The sequence below is a fragment of the Deltaproteobacteria bacterium genome, from assembly GCA_016874775.1.
Lineage (GTDB): Bacteria > Desulfobacterota > Binatia > Bin18 > Bin18 > VGTJ01.
In genome coordinates this window covers 1-20,643 of the sequence record VGTJ01000045.1, presented here as the reverse complement: position 1 = coordinate 20,643, position 20,643 = coordinate 1, and the positions used below count along the sequence as shown (strand labels likewise).

The window sequence follows — 20,643 nt, the reverse complement described above, 5'->3', positions numbered from 1 at the left end:
AATGGCGACAGGGACCGCGGTTTTGCTTTCTCATCACAGGACCCGCAGCAGGGCTGGAGGGAGGGGCAAGTGGAGCAAAAAGGTCGGTGGCGACGGTTCCCGATCGTCGCTTTCAGAACATTAGAGATCCGTTATCGTCGTCGCATACTTAAAATACTCATGAAAAAACTCGACAACAGCGTTTGCACTCCGAGCGCCGTTAGCGTTACTCCTGGCACCACCAAACGCAGGGTTGTCGCATAATCCAACGGCCCCAAAGACACGAGGTGCCACTGGTGTATCGCGGTCAGAAGAAGCCCTCCGCCCACAATGATGGCTCCGACAGCGAGTACCAACCCTTTTTCGAGAGTGGCTATGGCAAAAAATCGCTCGAGTCGCGGATCGGCTGGAAGAAGTCCCTCAGTAATGGCAAAGACTTTCGTAAACAGCGCAAAGAAAATCGCCTGGTAACCAACGAGAATCGCCAGGGTAGAGAACAACAACGTATGACCGTCAAAAACGATGCCTCGCCAGTTCAGTCCAGGAAGAGCGATCATATAGCCAACAATGCCAAGCAGGATCGATAATATCCCAGGGAGGAAGAATAACCAGCGTGGACTGTACATCAAGAAGAAGCGGAGTGTCCTCCAACCATCACGAAATGTCTTCAGGTGCGGAGGATGTGACTTGCGCCCATCGGGATGCAAGGCAATCGGCACTTCCGTAATCTTTTCACGATAAAGGGCGGATTTAATGATCATCTCCGTCGCAAATTCCATCCCCGTGCAGCGCTGGTCGAGGCGTTCATACAGCTCACGCGTAAATCCGCGCAGACCACAGTACACATCATGAATAGAAGCGTAGAACCACTTGCGTGCGATCAGAGAAAAGAGCGGACTCCCTACCCAACGATGCAGGAACGGCATCGCACCGTCTTTCACTACACCTCCACCAGAAGGCAGTCGACAGCCCTGCACTAAGTCATATCCTTCGCGGAGTTTGTAGAGAAACTTCGGAATCTCTGAGAAATCATAACTATCATCGGCATCGCCCATGATGATGTAGGTTCCCCGAGCCGCTGCGATTCCTCCCATCAACGCGTGCCCATACCCGCGTTCAGTGACCAAAATAACCCGTGCCCCCAGATTCTGAGCAATCACCTGCGACCCATCGGTACTGCCATTATCGGCCACGATAATTTCACCCGCGATACCGTGCTCACGTAAGGCGCGCTGCGCTTTGCTGATACAGACTGCCAAAGTATCCGATTCATTGAGACACGGCATGATCACCGACACCTCTATGGGTGCAGGTACATAGGCCATCGACGGTGGTCTATCGATACGCGGATCAAGCGATAGCGAAAGTCCCATCTTCCCTCCGTAGGTCAAGGTACGTACCTTTCTCAACTGGGAATGTGGATTGGAGTAGTGTAGCGGATTTCTCTTCGACTACAAAACCGACAATAAGCAACCAAGACGATACTCGCTCAGCGAGCGGCTTACACACTCCTCCGCTACTGTAAGAGCGTTGCTAGAATTTTGCGTGGCAAGCCGCCAAATGCCCCGTTGGACATCACCAACACAACATCGCCAGCATGGCACTGACGAGTCACAAACTGGCAAATTTCATCAACACTGTGGCCAGCATGGGCGTCTTTGTTGGCTGCCTGTAGATCACTCACCAACTCTGCAGGAGAAAATAAGTCCTCCGCAGCAAGCTGATCCTGAGGCTTCGTAAAGACCGGACCGAGCACCACACGATCAGCAAGCGCAAGCGCGTCCGTCAACGGTTTCTGAAAGACCCGACGACGACAGGTGTTGGAGCGCGGTTCAAATATCGCCCACAGACGCCGCTGCGGATATCGAGAGCGCACCGCTTCTATGGTTGCTGTCACCGCGGTGGGATGATGCGCAAAGTCATCAATAACCGTTACCCCCTGCCCTTCCCCGACAACCTCTTGGCGCCGCGCAACACCAAGAAACGTTGCGAGGCCGGGAGCGATTTCTGTAGCGGAGATGCCTAATTCCGTGCATAACGCAGTCACTCCCAGTGCGTTACGGATATTCATCTTTCCCATCATCGGAATAGCAAATCGACCGATCTCGCGCTGCCGATGCGTTACCGCAAAATGCACCTGCGTACCGTCATCGCGAATGTCTCGTACTTGCCAATGGGCGTCGCTGGCAAAGCCAAATGTCGAAAATGACTGCTGTGAACGTTGCGCCACGTCGAGGGCAGCGGGGAAGTCACCACACACTAACACCGGCGCTCCAGATGGAACAATGGCAAGGAGACGTTGAAACGCGTCCTTTACGTGATCAAGGTCGCGGTAGATATCCGCATGGTCAAATTCAACCGCATTCAACAACACCGCCTGCGGGCGATAATGTAAAAACTTCGGTCCTTTATCAAAAAACGCCGTGTCGTACTCATCTCCCTCGATGACAAAAAATTCGCCGTTCCCCAATCGATAGCCTTGAGAGAAATTTCGCGTGATTCCACCAACCAATAGGCTCGGCTGACGTCCGGCATTTTCCAGCACCCATCCAAGCAGTGAGGTTGAGGTTGTCTTGCCGTGCGTGCCAGCAACCACGAGTGGCCGCTTTCCCTCAAGGAACAAGTCGCCCAATGCTTGCGGAAAGGACTGATACGGAATGTGACTGTCAAGAAGAGCCGCTACTTCTGGGTTCGTCCGCGAGACCGCATTGCCGACAATCACCAAATCTGGTGCCGGGGAAAGATTCTCGCCCCGGTAGCCCTGCATCACTTCGATACCCGCATGCGCAAGGAAATCGCTCATTGGGGGATACACCCCTTGGTCAGAGCCAGTCACGCGGTAGCCCCGCTCTTTCAACATCGCCGCAAATGTCGCCATAGCAACACCGCCGACTGCGATGACGTGAATATGAGAGCCCGTCGGAAGGATTAGAGATTTGACATTTGAGATTTGGGGTTCAGCGTGCATTGTATTTTTGTACCTTTTGTTTTTCTTTTTCCCTGAAGCCGATAGCGTGCGGCCTGTCGCCTGTTCTTCTTCCCTATCGCCTTCACCCTGAAGCCGATAGTCTTTCTCTCTTCACTACTGGGTGCAGATTCCTAATGACTTTTCCCCCGTATCCCCCGCATGACCGCATTATGCAGGGCCGGACGAAACGCTTGAATTTTGTCATTATCACGGCGAGGGTGCACTCGATTACTGAGAATGATGACATGCACCTGCTGGTCAAGATCGATCCACAGAGACGTGCCAGTAAAGCCCAAATGTCCAACAGAATGTGAGGAAAAATACTCTCCAGCGCTCGAATTTTGCGCTGACGGAGAATCCCATCCAAGGCACCAAGTCGAGCCAGGGACAATCGCGGCTCGCGTCCAGAACTCCTGCACAAGCTGTTGCGGAAGAAAGGGATGCTTCCCGTGGTAGCAGGCGATTAACATAGTCACGAGCCGATCAACATCATCCACCGTACCAAAGAGTCCGGCATGCCCAGCCACTCCTCCCATGGCATAACAGTTGTCGTCGTGCACTTCCGCGCACAGGACGCGCTGGCGCCAGGGGCACCGTTCTGTCGGGGCATAGTGTTCTATCACAGGCTGTAACTTGCGTCGCCGCACAGTTTCGAGATTGATGAATGAGAGAGACGAGAGCCCAAGCGGTTGATAGATCTTCTCTTGGCAGTATTGATCCAACCCCACGCTGGTCAGTTCTTCAATCGTTGCCCCGAGCAACATAAAACCAAGATCGCTGTACACCGCGCGTTCCCCTGGCACAGCCTCCAATTTTTCTCGGTGGAGTTGGGTATAAACAAAGTCCCGCGCGCTTCGTGTCCCCAGGAAGCCAACTTTGCCGTCGCGCGTCTCTCGGGTAGCGATTTCACGATAATATGGCCGCCACGCCGGTAGGCCGGAGGAATGGGACAACAAGTGACGAAAGGTGATATGCGACTTCCCTTGCACTCCGAAATTTGGGAAAAATCGGGTCACGCGATCATCCAATCGCAGGATCTTTTCCTTCACCAATACCATCACGGCAACGGTGGTCGCTAACGGCTTCGTCAATGACGCTAGGTCAAAGCTTGTCTGTTCGCTCAGCTGCGATAACTGCGGGTCGACACTACGAAAACCAACGGCTCGACGGTAGACGATTTCTCCAGCGGACCTGACAAGTACCACGGCTCCGGGAAAAACCTCCCGCTCAACGGCTGCCACCAGTTCCTGATCAACAGGAGAGAAGTCCATGAGTTGTGCTCATTCAACTGCAGGTTCAAGAAACGAGAGCGTACAAAGATGCGTATCCAGGCGAACCTGGGTTCCTAAGGGCAACGTCAGGTTCTCCCCCTCATGCCCCGCTGGCAAACCAAAGCCGACAGGATACGCATAATCTGCAAAGACTTCATCAATCACAGACAACAGCAACGTCGGATCATCAGTTTCCCCACGACAACTCTTCATCTCCCCGAAGATCACCCCGACAAGATGTTCCAGTTTCCCAGCTTGCTTCAGTTGCGTTAGCATCCGATCAATCCGATACGGCTTTTCCCCAATATCCTCGATAAACAGTATCGCGTCGCGCGTATCCAAAGCAAATGGGGTCCCAAGGGTCGCGACTAACACCGAGAGACACCCACCGATGAGCATCCCGGTGCTGGTACCGGCACGCAGCGAGATCGGGAAATTCAACGAAGGTTCGCCGAAACCGGTTGTGAGGAGACCCAACAAATGCGCCTGCGAACGTGGGGTTAAACCATCAGCGAATTCGCCGGCAACGACCGGACCATGAAAGCAGACCATTCCGGCCTGTTGAACAAAAACATTCAAGAGCAACGTCACATCACTGAAACCGAGGAAGATCTTGGGAGGCCGTGGCAGAGCTGACAGGTCCAGTAAGGGAAGAAGCCGGCCAGAACCATAGCCCGCTCGTGAACAGAAAATCGCCCGGATATAGGGGTCATGGAACATCCCTGTCAGTTCGGCAGCTCGATCCTGGTCAGTCCCAGCAAGGTATCGATGTCGGTCGAGTACATGCTCGCCGAGGCGTACCCCAAAACCAAGCTGCTCAAGGGTATAGCTGCCGCGACGGAGCTTTTCTTCATTGACCGCAGCGGCAGGCGAGACAACGCCGATGACATCACCAGAATGCAAACGAGGCGGTTTACGCATCTGCCCCTCTCCTCTGCCCCTCTCCGAGGGAACAGGTTACAGAGGACAGGGGACAGATGGGGTCACAGGTGACAGCGCATAGGTGAGAGTGAAAAAAAGGCATGAACAATATCACGATAGTTTTTCTTCTTCCTGTTCCCTATAACCTGTCCCTGTTCCCTAAACAGCGCCAAATAACCGCTTCTTATCAGTAGCAACTTGCGCTTCATACTTACGCTCCACCAGCGCTGTTGGGACATAGAGCGGTTCAAGCCGCCTACGCAAATCCCAGACCTGTTCACAAGCTGTCACTAAATGAGCGAATTGCTCAGGGAACAGCCCTTGAAACCCATCAGACTTGGCAATCAGCGGGTTCGGATGCACTTCGACCAGAACCACCGAGGCTCCCGCCATAATTCCCGCGAGTGTCATCGGATGCACGAGATCGCGGATACCGGTTCCGTGTGAAGCATCAATCGCTACCGGTAAACAGGATAACTGGTAAAAGAACGCCGCAATGCTGCCGAGATCAAGGGTGTTACGGGTATATTTGTTGGGTGTCGCGATGCCACGTTCGCAAAGAATGACGTTCTCTTTTCCACCTGACATCACTCGCTCAACCCAAAGCAAGTAGGCTTCAGTATCAAGAGAATTGCCCCGTTTGTGAATCACCGGAAGTGCCGTATCACGCAAGCGGTTCAACAAGGCCTGATTCTTGGAGTTCGGTTCCCCAACTTGAATACAATCGACTCCCATATCCTCGTAGATAGAGACATCATTGGCATCGAGGACTTCCACCACCGTCGGCAAGCTGAACTCTCGGCCTGCTTTGACAATCAGTTTGAGGCCATTGCGCAATGCTTCTTCAGAGCTCGAACCGATTCCTTCCCAGCCGCTGTAGGGACTCGATCGATACTTCACCACTCCACCACGCAACGCTTTTGCTCCCGCTTCTTTCACCAAGCGCGCCGCTTCCATGATCTGCGGCTCACTTTCCACCGAGCACGGGCCCGCAATCACGGTGAGTTCGTCACCACCAACTTCTACATTACCAATACGGACCGTACGGTGAATGAGGTTGCCAGGCTCACCTTTTTGCGCCACGCGTTTGTATGACCGTGAGATGGGAATCAAAGCATCAACGCCTCCCATCTCCTGCACCTCGCCGATGGGTAGGCGTGTAATATCACCGTAGACACCAATCAAGGTGATTTCTTCGCCGACCATTTTTCCGGTCTTATACCCCCATTCATGCAATCTACTTTCTACTGCGGCGACTTCGTCTGGCGTCGCCCGCTTCGTCATTTTGACAATCATAAGAGAAACCTCCACAAAGTCTGAGGATTATCAGCGAGCAACAACAACGATAAAAATGTAGAGTAACCGCGCAATGTGCCCCCTAGGGGGCAAAATAGAAGGCGAATGCCAGAGCCAAAGAGAAAGTATACGCGCGGGCAGTCATGAGGCTTTTATCTGTAGCGTGCCTCTTTGGGAGCTGTCAATAGAGAAAGTGGAAAATCTGGGTCCCTTGCATAGCACGGGTCAGTTATGAAAGACAAAGAAGACTTTCGAAGGAGCGAGAAGATTCCATTATGGCTGAAACTCAACAACGGTTTTCCCTCATTACTGAAGAAGGCTTGGACAGTCTGCGTCGCCTTATCGGTGTGCCGATCGAAGATTCGCTAGAACCGTGGTGCTACGAGGCCACACGCGACAACATTCGCCATTACGCACATGGCATTGGCGATGATAACCCACTGTGGTGTGACCCCGCATATGCAGCCACAACCAAATATGGCAAGGTCGTTGCACCGCCGTCATTTGTCTTCCCTTTGAACCGCATTCTCAGTGGCTATGTCGGCGGCTTGCCTGGCGTGCATGCCATGTGGGCCGGAGCCAATCTCACCTGGCATAAACCGATGCTGCGGGGTGACGAGTTTACAACGAAAGCGTGGTTAAAAGATTTGGTCGAACATCAGACACGCTTCGCGGGTCGCGCAATTCAACAGATTTATCACGTCGATTATTATAATCAGAACAACGAGTTAGTTGCCGGTGGCGACAGTTGGTGCTTCCGCACCGAACGTGACACTGCTCGTGAACGTGGGACCAAGTATACCGAAACCAAACAAAAGGATCCGGTCTCCTATTCACGCGATGATCTCGGCAGGATTTTCGCCAGGTATGCAGAAGAGAAAGTCCGCGGTGCTACCCCTCGTTATATTGAGGATGTGAAAGTCGGCGACAAACTGCCAACCATGGTCAAAGGCCCGATGACCGTCACTGGGTTCATCGCCTATGCCCAAGGCTGGGGCGGCTTATATATCCGCGCCAATCGACTGGCGTGGAAACAACTGCAGAAGCATCCTGGCCTCGGGATTCCCAACAAGTTCGGCATTCTTGACGTTCCTGAACGGGTCCACTGGGATGACGATCTTGCCGCGCAAGTTGGGACACCAGCAGCCTACGATTACGGACCAGAACGGACATCCTGGATGACTCATCACCTCACAGATTGGATGGGCGATGAGGGATTCCTCCGCCACCTTTCTGCAGAGATTCGGCGCCATAATCCCGTTGGCGATACACTCTACATTAACGGCGAAGTGACACGGGTCTTCCAAGAAGAGGGTGCACACTACGTTGAAGTCTCCCAAACTGCGCATCAGCAAGATGGGGAACTTTCCGTACGTGCGAAAGGAATCGTACGGTTACCGTCAAGGTCGTAAAGAAAAGTGCTTTGGGAAGCTGCGGCCTTTCGCGTCTGCCATGCTGAGCGGAGCGAAGAGTCTCTCTGCGAGACCCTGCGTTCCACTCAGGGTGACAGGCTGAGTGTCCCAGTCTTTCATGGACTGATTGAGTAACCCAGATGGAACAGCGTGAAATCTGCGATTGCTACTGATAGACCCCCTCCGTAATCACATACCCGCTTGCCGTTTCCACAAACGCGTTGATCTGTGCGGCCTGCCACATTGCATCTTTCCCCAACTCGTTTGCCATCAGTTCAGCCACCCGCGGCGCCATCGCCATAGCTGCACGAGCATTCAGGAACAATGCTCGCAAGCGCCGGGCTAGAACATCTTCGACAGTACGAGCCATCTCATAGCGCGTCGCCCAGACCACTTCAGCTCCACAATATGGCAGTGCAGGATGTAGCGGTGTGGCCAAAGCGGGAGCAGTGCGCATCAAATCGCGAATCGCCGGGGCATCCGCGCCATACACTGCGAGTGAAGCGAATTTGTCCGCATGCTGATGAAAACCGTGAATATTGAGCGTGGGAGTCACGCAGGGTTTCTCTGGTAATCGTGCGAGGATGGCCGCCTGATTTACGCAGTCCTCAGCCATATTGCGGTAGGTAGTCCATTTTCCGCCAGCAATGGTCAGCAAGCCATTTTGGTCAATGTGAATTGTGTGATCGCGCGACAGCGTCGCCGTATTGGCGCCAGTGCCTGTCCCAACAAGGGGACGAATGCCAACAAAGACACTGAGGACATCACTCCGTGTAGGCCGCTTCTCCAAATACTGTGCTGCGGTATCGAGGATAAACTCAACTTCTTGTGCAGTTGGTCGGGGTTCCAGGGAAGGAGTTGGAATCGGCGTATCCGTCGTCCCCACGAGCGTATGCTCATGCCAGGGAATAGCAAACATTACCCGCCCGTCACTGGTATGTGGCACCATAATCGCGTCATCACCCGGCAGAAACGAGCGATCGAACACCAAATGAATCCCCTGACTCGGGGCGATGAGCGGTGGAACTTGAGCATCAGCCATCCGCCGTACGTTGTCAGAAAATGCCCCGCTAGCATTGATGATCACTCGCGCCGACGCCCAGAATGACTGTTGGCTTTCGACGTCTGTCGCCTTCACTCCATCAAGAAACCCGTTACTATCGCGGGAAAATTCCGACACCTGCGCGTAGTTCACCAGTGTTGCACTTTGCTCAGCGGCAGTAGCGACGAGATTAATCAATAATCGTGCATCATCAAATTGACCATCATAGTAGATAACACCACCACGGAGTCCCTCAGTCTTCAAGGTCGGCAGTCGTTCGAGTGTCTCACTGCGCGATAAGATCTGGGACGAACCGAAGCCGTACTTCCCGGCGAGAAGATTATAGACCTTGAGACCTAACCCATAGAATGGTGCTTCCCACCACTCATAGTTTGGCACGACGAAACCAAGATCATGCACCAGGTGTGGAGCGTTCTGTCGAAGAAGTCCGCGCTCTTTCAATGCCTCGATAACAAGAGAAATGTTCCCTTGCTCAAGGTAACGCACCCCACCGTGGACCAATTTCGTACTGCGACTTGACGTCCCTTTCCCAAAATCGCTTTGCGCTAACAGTAGTACCTCATAGCCACGTGAGGCAGCATCGACGGCGACACCAACGCCGGTTGCACCTCCGCCAATGATGAGGATGTCCCACGGCTCACGTCGATCCAGCACGCGGTTCACCATTTCCGCCCGATTCATGTGTGGGTGTTTCTCATTCTTTCTTCACTCGCGACTAGCAGTGAACACTTCTCTATTCGGATCAGCTAAGAGACCAATTGCCTTTATCTACTATGGTTCGCATTGATCCTCTCTAGTGTCAACAAAAATTACATACTGTTATCCCGACTTGACACCTGCAATAACCCCTTAGTCTTTTTACGCTTTTTGTCATAAAGGGCACCTGTAAAGAAGCAACAGCAAAGCGGATTTTCCAGTTTCTTACGCCGCTCTCTCTTTTCCATATCACAAGCCGTGCAATTTCAATGGGTTCTCAAATAGCCACATTTGGCGCGGAGATTGCTCTCCCTATGAGAAGAGATAGCAATCTAACTTTTTTCAGGGGGTGGATATGGATTCGATTCTGTATTGGAATGATGTGGCACTTGAAGCCAACCGCGTGAGCCACACCAACGGCAAAGGCGAACAAACCGGCCCGACACTCAGTTCGCGCGCGTTAGCGATGGTCCATTTAGCGATGTACGATGCGTATGCTGGTATCACGAATGATGCAGTCAACTTTCCTCCGTACTTAACTACCCTCAATCCACCTGCACCAGGAGCATCAATCGCTGCAGCAGTCGCCGCCGCTGCCCATGCCACGTTGTCCAAGTTGTTCCCGAGTCAGAAAGCATTTTTCGATCTCAAGCACACACAGGCAGGCTTACAAGAGCCAGGCTTGCACGACGGTCATGCTTTTGGGCTTCACGTCGCACAGACACTCTGGGACGATCGCAAGGATGATCCGGACGCAAGCGATGCGGGGCATGCGCCATCTATGGCGCACGGTGACCATCGCCCCGACCCAGATAATCCAGATCAGGGGTATCATGCACCATTCTACGGTGCCAACGCCAAGTGCTTTGCTGTCACTGCGCGGCACGGCCTCCTTCCTCCACCACGTCAAGGCAATGAATATACGAAAGCCTTACGAGAAGTACGCGGGAAAGGGATCGCTCCTGAGTTGATGGGGACGTTACCTTCAGGCATTAAAGCGCGCACGGTCGATGAGACAGTGCGCGGTGTGTATTGGGGATACGATGGAGCAGCAGAGTTGGGAACTCCTCCACGTTTATACAACCAGATTGTCCGTACGGTCGCCGACGCGCAGAACAACAACGAAGGGCAAAATGCACGACTCTTCGCGCTCGTGAACGCGGCAATGGCCGATGCCGGAATCTTGGCGTGGGAACAGAAATATATTCACAACTTGTGGCGTCCCGTCGTCGGTATTCGCGAGCATGACGACTCTATGGGCCCCGCGGGAACTGGAAACAACGACATTTCGAACAACTGTGATCCCGGATGGTTACCGTTTGGCGCGCCGAGCACCAATTCGACCAAGAAAAATTTCACCCCACCATTCCCTGCGTATCCGTCTGGACACGCGACGTTCGGTGCCGCCGCACTCCAGATGACACGGTTATTCTATAACATTAACAACCGTGGCCCAGACGACGATCTGTTTGAAGATCTGACGTTTGTCTCTGACGAGATGAACGGTATTAGCAAAGACAACAAAGGGACCGTGCGTCCAAGACATGTCCGCAATTTCCCCAATGGCCTCTGGCAAATGATCGAAGAGAACGGTCGCAGCCGGGTTGATTTGGGCGTGCACTGGGTCTTCGACGCGTTCGCGGTTGATAACAGCGGCAACATGGACCTCACCCGCAACATCGGCGGAGTGCCACTCGGTCTCAATATCGCCGAAAACATCTTTACTACCGGTGGCGGAAAGGGACCAAAGAAGTCGATAGTGTAAGCGAAGACAAACGTCTCTCCTCGTCTCTCCTTACCCCCTCCTGAGAGACAAAACGGGGCTTGATTGTTCAAGCCCCGTTCTCGATGTGCTCACAGATCCCTCTCCCGAAGGGAGAAGGAATAGGACAATTAGTGATTTTTACCCACGTCCATGACGGAGGAGTTTGCCAGGAATGGAGTTGGTGCATTTGCCATCTTCGAAGGTCACATCACCATTGACCATGATCCAGCGATAACCTTCGGCGTATTGCACGCGGCGCCATTCGCCTGCCGGGAAATCATGGACAACCGCCATCTTCTCCGGAGTCACCTTCAAATTATCTAAGTCGTAGACTACCACATCCGCGGGCGCGCCTTGTTTCAACACACCACGATCTTGGAAACCTGCGCACTTGGCTGGTAACGCGCTTAACCGATAGTGCGCTTCTTCGAGGCTCATGAAGCCAGCATCACGCACCATCCAGGTCAACATATCAGTCGGATAGGTGCCCAGCGTAGTAAACTTGGTGTGTGCACCACCGTCTGACACCCCAGGAATGCTGTACTCTGAGGACATCAGCTCTGCAGCAAAGTCCTCGCGCATATTGCGGGCTGGAGTGATGAATTCTGTCTTCATGTCATCGGCAATCGCCAAATCGATCATGGCATCGATTGGGTGTTTGTTCTCTTTCTGAGCGATCTGCTCGACTGTCATACCGACATATTTCTGAAATTCTGGCTTTTGCACCGACTCAATGGTGAAGTCTTTGATCGAGCCAGTCACGATCGGGGTGTGACCACCATCGTACTCTGCCCGCAGCGCCTGACGGAGGGCGGGATTCTTGAACTTCGCCAGCCGTTCGGTCGGCGTGCCCATCGTCACTTCGCGCCATACGTCACTGCCATCAAACAGGTTCCAATCCGCATAAGTGAGGACGAAGCCTTGGCGAAGGGTCCCACACTGGTTGTAGATCTTGCGGCCTTCTTTATTGGTCTTTTCGATCCAGCGCATCGTACGGCGATGCAGACTCGGACGGTCGTCACGCACGGCAGTCGCGTTGAACAGGATCGGTCGGCCTGAGACTTCGGCCAACTGATCATAGAAGCGCATATCTTTCTCAAAGTTCTCACTTGCCTGCGTCAGTTGGATGAAGCCTTCTTTGCGTTTCGCGAGCACTTCGGCCAGTGCCAGCATATCCTCGTCAGCCATCGTATCGGTGACCATTGGCGTGCCATCGTAGTCACGTTGCACCGAGATGAATCCGTTGCCGAGACGCTGGGCTGAAAATCCGCAACCGCCCGCATCCATCGCTTCGTTGAGGATACGACACATCTCTTCTTTTTCTTTGGCATTGGCAGGACGGCTCTTCGCCGCTTCGAGCCCCATGACCCAAATCATGATGGGCGCGATGGGGACATAACTCAGGACGTTCACGCCTTTGGGCGTCTTATCGAGGAAGTTGAGCCAATCAGGGAACGTGACCCAATCCCACTTCATCCCAGCTTTCATTGACTCAAACGGAATCGCTTCAACACGGGACATCGTCAACATCGCGCGGTCACGCAGCTCCGGTTTACATGGAGCAAAACCAAACCCGCAGTTACCCAGCACCAACGAGGTCACACCGTGCCAGCTGCCAATCGTGCAGTACGGGTCCCAGTTAATCTGGGCGTCGTAATGAGTATGAAGATCGATGAATCCCGGAACGACATACAGTCCGTTCGCGTCGATGACCTTCTTGGCATCATAGGCTTTGAGCTTGCCCATCTCGGCAATTTTGCCATCCTTAATCCCAACGTCGCCAGCGTAACGCGGAGTCCGCGTTCCATCAACGATCGTTCCACCTTTAATGATCGTGTCAAATGTTGGCATCGTGCGCCTCCTTATTGGGTTTCCGGTTACTAAAATGAACGTTTGTTCAGGCCTGTATTGACCATGCCACAGGACTTACACCGAGTCCAGGGTCTAGCGTCAAAGCAAGTCCAAAGCCCAAGGTCTCATGTCCAAAGGATACGTTTCTCGTCTCAGGTTTCACGTTTCACGCAACACGTTCCATGTCTTCCCTACAACCCATAGTCTGAAGCCTATAGCCTCTCTTTAGAATTGAAATATCACACTCAAAATCGTCTCATGGCGGCTGTCGCGGGAACGGCCAAAACGATCACCGATCGACCACGGACCTTCGTAGGACTTCCCCCAGTAGAAATCTTGTGTCAAGCGTATGATCAAATGATTCGAGAACAGATAGTCCATCGACAACCGGTTATATCCCGCCGTGGCCTTGGGGTCATAAGCAACAACAAAGAGGGGTTGCCACAATCCGCCTGGGCCATAGCTGGTAGAGGCGGAAAAGGTCATAACAAATTCGTTCTGCGTGATACGATCGGTGTTCACGCTGGTGAAGCGGTCGGGGATGATACGGTCATCGATAATCGCTCGCCGCACTGACGATGCCCCACGATAGAATCGGTTGTAATCAAGGTAATGGCGCCAAAAGAACTGCCCAGAGAGGAAGAACGTACGGATCTTATTCAGTGGACGAATCCAGGTCGGTCGATCAAATGCCAACATCACCACCGTGCGATTCGCCGTCTCAAAGCGATTGCTATCGGGGTCGAAGCGCGAGGGTAATGGACCGGCAAATCGTCCTAAGCGGACCGGGACGCCAGTCGCAAGCGCGGCTTCGACACGAAAGACTGACTGGGTATATTTTTCTTCTGAATAGTTCGCAGCAAAGCCAACCACATGAGCCCGTGCATTGACGAGGTTAATCGTCGAATTGAAGGTCCCTACCGCACCAGAGGGCGTCAGACCATCGACACGGCTCGATAAGTCTGGCCGTACCTTCACTCCGGTATCACCAAAAGTGAAAAAGTAATTAAAACTGAAATCGATCCCGCGCCAGATCCCTTTGAAGCGCACCCCACCCTGGCTGCTCTCCAGTCCCCTGTCAGGCTTGCGATCGCGAACGGTCACGCGCAAATCGTACAACTGATTGTTAATAATCGCTGAATTCGCAACCGCACGCAGGCCGCCCCCAATGAACGCCCACGGCCGGCGCGGGTCGGTCGTGGTTTTCCCTCGCTGAAAGTCCCACGGAATCCACACCGCCTCAACGAAAGACTCTTCGAGAGGTCCAGCTTTCCCGATGTCGTAAATGGCGCGCACCATCCACAACGGGATACGAATGTCTTCCCACGATTCACGACTCCAGTGCCACCGCAAATCCAATGGATTGATGACATCCAGTGCGCGAAAATTGTCCGTCTCTCCCCACACAATCTGCTGACGCCCAACACGGAGCGAGAACGGCGGAAGCGCAGTATCGAGGTAGACCTCGCGCAATTTATACTCGAACTTCCGCTTTATTTTTTCTTGCTGGGTAAACTTATCGCTATAGGCATCGCCGATATCATACAGCGAGTCATACACGCCACGTCCAATCACAGTGAGAGAGGCATCTTCAAAGGGTCCAGTCGGCAGCCACCCGAACGCCCTGCCCTCTTGCAGGAAGTGATATTTTGCTTCGACTTGCGCGGTATTGCGCTGCAGAATGAATTTGGCGCCTTGAAATTTCGGCGTCCGAAGGATGTTCTGCGCCTGGACAAACCCTTCGATTTCCAAATCTGGTCGCAGCGCAATGATACTCCACGATCGACTTGGGAGGAGGAACACAGACACGCATACGACAAGAAAAATAAGGCCTGCAATACTGTGACAGCCAGCCTGGCCGTGATAAGCCGAGCTTCACCGACGCTTCTGACACGCATAAACAGATAGATCACACGTCGTCAACATGAATACTCCCTCTTCAGCAGTAAAGAACACGGAAATATGTACGCAGGGGAACCGTTGTCCAGGTTTTGCCCCTTTGCCCCTTGCTCCTCTGCCGTGAGCTTAGCAGTGCCCACGAACCCTTTGCTGTACCGCGGAGAACGGTTTGACGCCTCCACAAGTCAAATCGCGCCTCCCCCTATGACTGCACGAAAAACTCACATGCAGTGTTCGCGCATTGATGGCGATCGCACTCTGGAGAACGCGGACGTCACAGTCAGTCTGAGGAGAACGATTGTGTAATAAGGAAGGAACGAATTGCAGCGTTTCCCGGGTATCGCACTCAAGGGAACTTCGTGGGATTGGTCGATGCTGCACATCCCAATTGTATTGAGTTTTGTCGCGCTTCCCGGCGGCGGCGCGACTCTCTGAAGCAAACCACATACTGCCCGACATTATTACAACCAGCACGATTCCGATTCGCCAAGAAGGTATCCGCCAGCGCGCACGCCGCAGCCGGGCGGCTCTCTCTAGGAACTCCATTACGTCCAACTCCTCTCGGATCGCGAAATTTCCCCTTCGACTCTCTAGTCTTAATGTGAGACTGAACAGTTAGCAACTTTGCTTTCGCGAGGAAAGCCCTCTTGCGGGGATGGTCGGTCCTTCGTCGGCGGCATGTCACCGTACAGCACGCTCGTCCTGCGGCGGAGCGATAGACAACCGAGACCGGCCTTCACCAACCAGCAAAAGCTTCGAAAGCAAAGTTTTTACATAGGAAGGACGAAAATGGCGAAGCAGGCGCATATTTTCCGGAGAAGGAGTCGCGTGCTGCTTTCTATTAGCGATGTGGATTGCAGGCTCCGGCGCTGGTTTTTCCCCTCCTGCAACCTTCGGATCAAGTCTTTTTCCTGATCCCTGTTTGCGTTGGCCAACCCCACCCCTACGCTTCAACATGACATATGCCCTTCTGCTAACCTCAAATACCGGTCGAACTTCGTTGTCGTCGCCCCTCTTGAGCCATCATCAAGGGCAACGACTTCTTGACGAACGAAGAGCGGCAAGTTCACCCAGTCTTTGGTCGCAAATAGGACAACAGCCAACGTTCCGTTAAGAGGGATGGCCTCCGTCTCGACACCGAGCAATCAGTATGAAAGAGGCGAAAATCGACTGCCTGTGGTGGGATAATAAGATCTTGCACTGCCCACGCCCCCCTTACAAAAATTACCGAGTCAGACTGCAGAGGCAGCAGACAGCCGAAAAACGCGGTTACTCAACTACGGAAAGTAACCAAACACGTTGTCGCTGGCTCTGAGCTATGGGGAGTTCCTTTCGCATACTTTTTTAAGGTTTTCTACTCCAGGTAGGACTGGAGGGGGCCCTTGTCAGCGTTTTACCGATATGCACTCCTCCTTAACCACCTGACTTCGCTCTACTTCTTCCCTATTCCGGCGTGAAAAAATAATAATTCCGGGTCAGGACTTCCCTGAGGAGAGAGAACTTTGGCAGTCGACAATCCCGGTCTCGGAGATGACAGCATGGACCCGTTCATCCGTAGCATCAGTCGGAACCTGTAGGACAACTTGGCAGTCAAAAGCTAAAGCAACACGAATCGCATGAGCGAGCGGACCGCGAAAGGCACGGTCATAATACCCTTTGCCTCGACCGAGACGCCTCCCTAGTCGGTCAAATCCAACTCCTGGAGTAAGCACAATGTCCGTTGGCTGTAATTGCGGGAGCAGATCATTCCCCGGTGGGGTTGGGATATTGAACGTGCCAGGAACGAGGGGTTCGTTAGGAAAGCGGCGGACAAACTCCAGATCTGTACGATCGGCGGTGATGCGAGGATAGTACACCGCTTTTCCGCAGGACTCCGCTTCCTGCCAGATCGCCTCGGTCTGTACTTCGTCAGCTTCAGCGCTATACAGCACTACGGTGTGAGCGTGAAGGAAGGGGCGGAATGTTTGCAGATGAGCAAATATCCGTTGGCTTTTTTCGGTCACTTCTTGTGCCGTAAGGCGGCGGCGTTGTTGCAGCAGCAAAGAGCGAAGATGAGACTTTTCCGATTGCATATGAAGTGCGGTTCCACACGGCCCTTCAATTCTCCAGCTCTCCGACTCTCCGTTTCCTTGTCCTGTTATCCTCTTCCTCGGTTTCCTAAATCGACCCATGAAAGATTGACACGCTCCCGCTGTCACCCTGAGTGAAACGAAGGGTTTCTCGGAGAGATTCTGAGCGTAGCGCAAAATGACATGGCTCGGCGTCTGTCTTGTACAATGTACGAATGTTCTCAGGTCTGATTTAGTTATCCTTTTGTTTTTTCCGGCAACGTAAACGTCGCCTCGCCGGTAAGAATCTTTTCGCCTTTTTGATTCTGCTGCCAGATTTGGCAATCGATCCGAGGTTCGCCGTTCTCACGGTATTTTCGGGTGACCGTCCCGCCACACGTCAAGAGATCACCAGGGAAGACATTGGCCGCAAATCGCAGCTTCGTTTTGCGCAAGTCCCACGGTCGATGCAACCAGTCTGTGAGAAAGCGATAGAGAAAAGTTTCGTTCAAGGGACCTTGCTGCACCACGTCCGGCATACCGCGCTCGTGTGCATAGCCACGATCAAGATGAAGAGGGTTCGTATCCCGCAGGATGATAGCAATGGGAATATACTTGTAGCGGTCCATTGGTCCATAGGTCGCACTCGGAATCGCCATCCCTTCCTGCATCTCGTCAAAATACATCTTTGTCCGTGTATCCATCACACATCCCCAGTTTGGCGGGTCTCCTGTGTTCTTATTTGAAGATGATATACGACTGTGCCCCACGAATCGCGGGTGCTCCATGTTCATCACTCACGATGAATTTGACCTGAATCACATCAAACGGACGCTTTCCCTGTTTCTCATACACATCAGAGACTGCACTGTGTACAGTCAACGTCTCACCCACGTGGATCGGTCGGAGATATTCAAGTTCCTGTTCCCCGAACATCGCAGTTCCCGTTGCGTAATCAAAATAGAAATCTTCTTTCCAATCGAACGCCCGGAGTAACCCGATAATCGAAATATATGGCGCATACGACGGAGGGATGACACGCCGCGCATATCCAGCCGCCTTGGCCCCGGCATCAGTCGCAAAGGCCGGGTGGTCTTCTTCCGCGACCGGCAAATAATCCTTGATGTCGTCTTCACTGATACGATACTGCACTTCACGCAGGACTTTGCCAATGATAGTTTTGCGATCTGGGGTCATAGGTATCTTCTCAGAAGTGAAGCAATCTTTTTCTTGTAGCGTGCGCTCTGCGCACGGATATAGCGGTCGTCCCCCCTCTCCAGTCATGGAGAGGGGCTAGGGCAGTCCCCGCACGCACGGCCAGCATTCTTACTTGCCAAACGCCTTGGTCACGAGTTCCGTATCCAGATATTCTGTCACTTGCTGTACCTTACCATTCACGAGACGAAACACCTGGCAGTAGGTGTTGTTATAGGTTCCACCAGCCTTGGTGTTCGATTTCCCCCGTGCTTGCATCGCCACGAAATCGCCTTCAGCAATGAAATTGTCTGGCGTGATGGCCAGTCCACCTTCAAGCTGCGCAGACAAAGGACCAAGGACTTTGCTGACTAACTCTTGTTTCCCTTTGCAGGTGCCAGAATACTTGGTCGTACCAATAATGGTGAACTCTACATCATCAGCCATATTGCTCATGAATGCTTGCGCGTTGCCTTTCGATAGTTCGGCAAACATATCTTGAATGAGTTTCTTATTTTCTGCTGCTCCCATGAGAGATACCTCCTTTGGTCATTTTGCGAACGTATGGAACTTTGAGGTTGACTGTATGCCTCCTCTTTCGATGCAGTCAAGGCATCCGGCGCTTATGGGGTAGTTCGGTTTGAATCTGTTTTGTAGGGGCACCCCTATGTGGGTGTCCTCTTCCTGAGCGACCACACAGGGTCGCCCCCTCCCTTCTCGACGACTTGTCACCAGCGAAGAGACGCACCCAAGGCCTTCAGCCACAGCCTATCCTACTTCGCCACCGCCGCCACATTGGCGCCAATCGCTGCCTGTGCAGCTTTGATTTGTTTCTCTCGCTTGACTCGTTTCTCATAGATTACGATCGGAATCAGAATGAACGCGGTAATGACCGCACCGACAGCGAGGCTCGCAAACCCCCACCAGAACGTGCCGGTACGATCGTACGCATAACCCATCAATAACGGTCCGAGAATTCCACCCGTGCCACCACACACCCCAGAAAAAATCGCTACCGCCACACCAAGGACTTCGGCTGGCAACAAATCAAAAAGTAAAATGATGGCGCTGTTCACCGCAGCCGCATTGACAAAGAGCGCAAGGCTCATCCAGAAAATCACGTGCGAGACATCATGACTCATGACCAACCCCATAATCGCCGGTCCGGTCACAACACTGGCAACGAGCGCCACCAGGCCTCGACTGCCCAAGCGATCACCGAGATATCCACCGATGAGTGATCCAATCAGAGCAGCAATGTACGGCAAGATCAGATACAGACCACTACTCATAACCGTATAGCCACGATCTTTGACCAGATACCCTGGTAACCAACTCAGATTGGTAAAGAACGTCCCTAAGGCAAAGAAACTCACCGCACATAGACCCCAATACGCAGGGGTCTGTAAAAGGATGGCAAACGCTTGGCGAAAAGAGAGCGTCTGCGCCTTCCCACTGGTTGGGTCATACGTCACACGGTCTTTCGCCAGCTCAGCCTCCAGAAAGTCTCGCTCTTGCGGAGAAATCCACGGATGCTCGCGTGGATGATCATAGACAATCAGCCAAAAACACACCGCACCAATAACGCTCAGTACGCCAGTACCATAGAACATCACCCGCCATCCCCAACCATCGATCAGCCAACTCACCAGCGGTGTTCCTAGGATCAAGCCAAGATAACCGCAGCCAATAGCGATGCCGTAGATGCGTCCACGTTCGTTGGGCAACACCCAGTGATTTTCTAATTTGTGAGTAGGATTGGCGACCGCTCCTTCACACGCACCGAAAAGTCCACGGACCAGCGCTAACTGCCACAACGTGTTACAGACACCGGTGAGGACCGTCAGCGCGCACCAGGCAAGAAACATCACAGAGGCCCACGTGCGGATCGTCCAATGATCGGCAGCAATCCCACCACCAAGCTGCCCGGCCATATAGCCCCAGTAATACATACTGAGAACAATCCCCATCTCCACGCCATTCAACTTGAGGCCGTCCATCAGATATGGCGCAGCGAGCGAGATGTTCACGCGATCGAGAAAGAGAAAGAACATCGTGAGCCACACGGCTCCCATCACAACAAAACGAAATCGCGGCACAAATCTCCTCTCTTGCGCAGGTGCATGATCCTAAATAGAAACTCACTCGATGGAAAGTGCTAGGCGGCGAGGGGAAGCGCATACACCTGACGTTCCACCGGGAAGGACCGGCGTTTTTGCAGCCAAGCAAAGACTAAATTGACTAATTCCTCTATACTCTGACAGCGATGACAGCGGGTAA

Annotated in this window: 15 protein-coding genes; 2 read left to right on the top strand and 13 right to left on the bottom strand. The window is 53.0% G+C overall.

Annotation, left to right across the window (positions count from 1 at the left end):
• Positions 1 to 131 precede the first annotated feature (131 nt).
• The 5 genes from FJ147_09920 to FJ147_09900 all read right to left on the bottom strand — a co-directional run bounded on the left by FJ147_09920 (position 132) and on the right by FJ147_09900 (position 6,435).
• Positions 132 to 1,304 carry a glycosyltransferase family 2 protein gene (locus tag FJ147_09920; GenBank protein MBM4256201.1) on the bottom strand — a complete coding sequence of 391 codons (1,173 nt, stop codon included), beginning with the start codon at positions 1,302 to 1,304 and terminating at the stop codon, positions 132 to 134.
• Between the two features lie 191 nt (positions 1,305 to 1,495).
• Positions 1,496 to 2,947: a UDP-N-acetylmuramate:L-alanyl-gamma-D-glutamyl-meso-diaminopimelate ligase gene (mpl, locus tag FJ147_09915; protein MBM4256200.1), complete on the bottom strand. Its 1,452-nt coding sequence runs from the start codon at positions 2,945 to 2,947 to the stop codon at positions 1,496 to 1,498.
• Positions 2,948 to 3,078: 131 nt separating this feature from the next.
• The gene (locus FJ147_09910; GenBank protein ID MBM4256199.1) at positions 3,079 to 4,218 is read right to left on the bottom strand and encodes a serine hydrolase; all 1,140 of its coding nucleotides are present in this window, start codon (positions 4,216 to 4,218) and stop codon (positions 3,079 to 3,081) included.
• A 9-nt stretch (positions 4,219 to 4,227) separates the two neighbouring features.
• A complete protein-coding gene (locus FJ147_09905) occupies positions 4,228 to 5,139 on the bottom strand; it encodes an LD-carboxypeptidase (GenBank protein MBM4256198.1) in 912 nt (303 codons plus the stop codon).
• 159 nt (positions 5,140 to 5,298) lie between these two features.
• Positions 5,299 to 6,435, bottom strand: coding sequence for a 3-deoxy-7-phosphoheptulonate synthase (locus FJ147_09900; protein MBM4256197.1), 1,137 nt, complete (start codon positions 6,433 to 6,435; stop codon positions 5,299 to 5,301).
• 272 nt (positions 6,436 to 6,707) lie between these two features.
• Here FJ147_09900 and FJ147_09895 point away from each other — a divergent pair, with 272 nt between their 5' ends.
• Positions 6,708 to 7,847: an acyl dehydratase gene (locus FJ147_09895; GenBank protein MBM4256196.1), complete on the top strand. Its 1,140-nt coding sequence runs from the start codon at positions 6,708 to 6,710 to the stop codon at positions 7,845 to 7,847.
• Positions 7,848 to 8,013: 166 nt separating this feature from the next.
• Here FJ147_09895 and FJ147_09890 read toward each other — a convergent pair whose 3' ends face one another.
• Positions 8,014 to 9,591, bottom strand: a complete 1,578-nt coding sequence (locus FJ147_09890; GenBank protein ID MBM4256195.1) for a glycerol-3-phosphate dehydrogenase/oxidase — start codon at positions 9,589 to 9,591, stop codon at positions 8,014 to 8,016.
• Between the two features lie 370 nt (positions 9,592 to 9,961).
• Between FJ147_09890 and FJ147_09885 the strand changes: the two genes are divergently transcribed.
• Complete coding sequence (locus FJ147_09885) at positions 9,962 to 11,371, top strand: vanadium-dependent haloperoxidase (GenBank protein MBM4256194.1); 1,410 nt, start codon at positions 9,962 to 9,964, stop codon at positions 11,369 to 11,371.
• 138 nt (positions 11,372 to 11,509) lie between these two features.
• Here FJ147_09885 and FJ147_09880 read toward each other — a convergent pair whose 3' ends face one another.
• The 7 genes from FJ147_09880 to FJ147_09850 all read right to left on the bottom strand — a co-directional run bounded on the left by FJ147_09880 (position 11,510) and on the right by FJ147_09850 (position 20,462).
• Positions 11,510 to 13,222 carry an amidohydrolase family protein gene (locus FJ147_09880; GenBank protein ID MBM4256193.1) on the bottom strand — a complete coding sequence of 571 codons (1,713 nt, stop codon included), beginning with the start codon at positions 13,220 to 13,222 and terminating at the stop codon, positions 11,510 to 11,512.
• A 225-nt stretch (positions 13,223 to 13,447) separates the two neighbouring features.
• Complete coding sequence (locus tag FJ147_09875; GenBank protein ID MBM4256192.1) at positions 13,448 to 15,025, bottom strand: hypothetical protein; 1,578 nt, start codon at positions 15,023 to 15,025, stop codon at positions 13,448 to 13,450.
• Between the two features lie 1,571 nt (positions 15,026 to 16,596).
• The gene (locus FJ147_09870; protein ID MBM4256191.1) at positions 16,597 to 17,292 is read right to left on the bottom strand and encodes a 5-formyltetrahydrofolate cyclo-ligase; all 696 of its coding nucleotides are present in this window, start codon (positions 17,290 to 17,292) and stop codon (positions 16,597 to 16,599) included.
• A gap of 134 nt (positions 17,293 to 17,426) precedes the next feature.
• Positions 17,427 to 17,963, bottom strand: coding sequence for a hypothetical protein (locus tag FJ147_09865; protein MBM4256190.1), 537 nt, complete (start codon positions 17,961 to 17,963; stop codon positions 17,427 to 17,429).
• Positions 17,908 to 18,453, bottom strand: a complete 546-nt coding sequence (locus FJ147_09860) for a MaoC family dehydratase (GenBank protein MBM4256189.1) — start codon at positions 18,451 to 18,453, stop codon at positions 17,908 to 17,910. Before FJ147_09860 ends, FJ147_09865 begins: the two co-directional genes overlap by 56 nt.
• Positions 18,454 to 18,495: 42 nt before the next feature.
• Positions 18,496 to 18,894: a nuclear transport factor 2 family protein gene (locus FJ147_09855; GenBank protein ID MBM4256188.1), complete on the bottom strand. Its 399-nt coding sequence runs from the start codon at positions 18,892 to 18,894 to the stop codon at positions 18,496 to 18,498.
• A 242-nt stretch (positions 18,895 to 19,136) separates the two neighbouring features.
• Positions 19,137 to 20,462, bottom strand: a complete 1,326-nt coding sequence (locus FJ147_09850) for an MFS transporter (GenBank protein ID MBM4256187.1) — start codon at positions 20,460 to 20,462, stop codon at positions 19,137 to 19,139.
• Between the last annotated feature and the right edge of the window lie 181 nt (positions 20,463 to 20,643).

Excerpts from the sequence above, each read along its gene's own strand:
- FJ147_09910 (MBM4256199.1), bottom strand. The coding sequence starts at position 4,218 with ATGGACTTCTCTCCTGTTGATCAGGAACTGGTGGCAGCCGTTGAGCGG.
- FJ147_09900 (MBM4256197.1), bottom strand. The coding sequence starts at position 6,435 with ATGATTGTCAAAATGACGAAGCGGGCGACGCCAGACGAAGTCGCCGCA.
- FJ147_09870 (MBM4256191.1), bottom strand. The coding sequence starts at position 17,292 with ATGGGTCGATTTAGGAAACCGAGGAAGAGGATAACAGGACAAGGAAAC.
- FJ147_09920 (MBM4256201.1), bottom strand. The coding sequence starts at position 1,304 with ATGGCCTATGTACCTGCACCCATAGAGGTGTCGGTGATCATGCCGTGT.
- FJ147_09880 (MBM4256193.1), bottom strand. The coding sequence starts at position 13,222 with ATGCCAACATTTGACACGATCATTAAAGGTGGAACGATCGTTGATGGA.
- FJ147_09905 (MBM4256198.1), bottom strand. The coding sequence starts at position 5,139 with ATGCGTAAACCGCCTCGTTTGCATTCTGGTGATGTCATCGGCGTTGTC.
- FJ147_09855 (MBM4256188.1), bottom strand. The coding sequence starts at position 18,894 with ATGGGAGCAGCAGAAAATAAGAAACTCATTCAAGATATGTTTGCCGAA.
- FJ147_09865 (MBM4256190.1), bottom strand. The coding sequence starts at position 17,963 with ATGAACATGGAGCACCCGCGATTCGTGGGGCACAGTCGTATATCATCT.
- FJ147_09860 (MBM4256189.1), bottom strand. The coding sequence starts at position 18,453 with ATGACTGGAGAGGGGGGACGACCGCTATATCCGTGCGCAGAGCGCACG.
- FJ147_09890 (MBM4256195.1), bottom strand. The coding sequence starts at position 9,591 with ATGAATCGGGCGGAAATGGTGAACCGCGTGCTGGATCGACGTGAGCCG.
- mpl (MBM4256200.1), bottom strand. The coding sequence starts at position 2,947 with ATGCACGCTGAACCCCAAATCTCAAATGTCAAATCTCTAATCCTTCCG.
- FJ147_09885 (MBM4256194.1), top strand. The coding sequence starts at position 9,962 with ATGGATTCGATTCTGTATTGGAATGATGTGGCACTTGAAGCCAACCGC.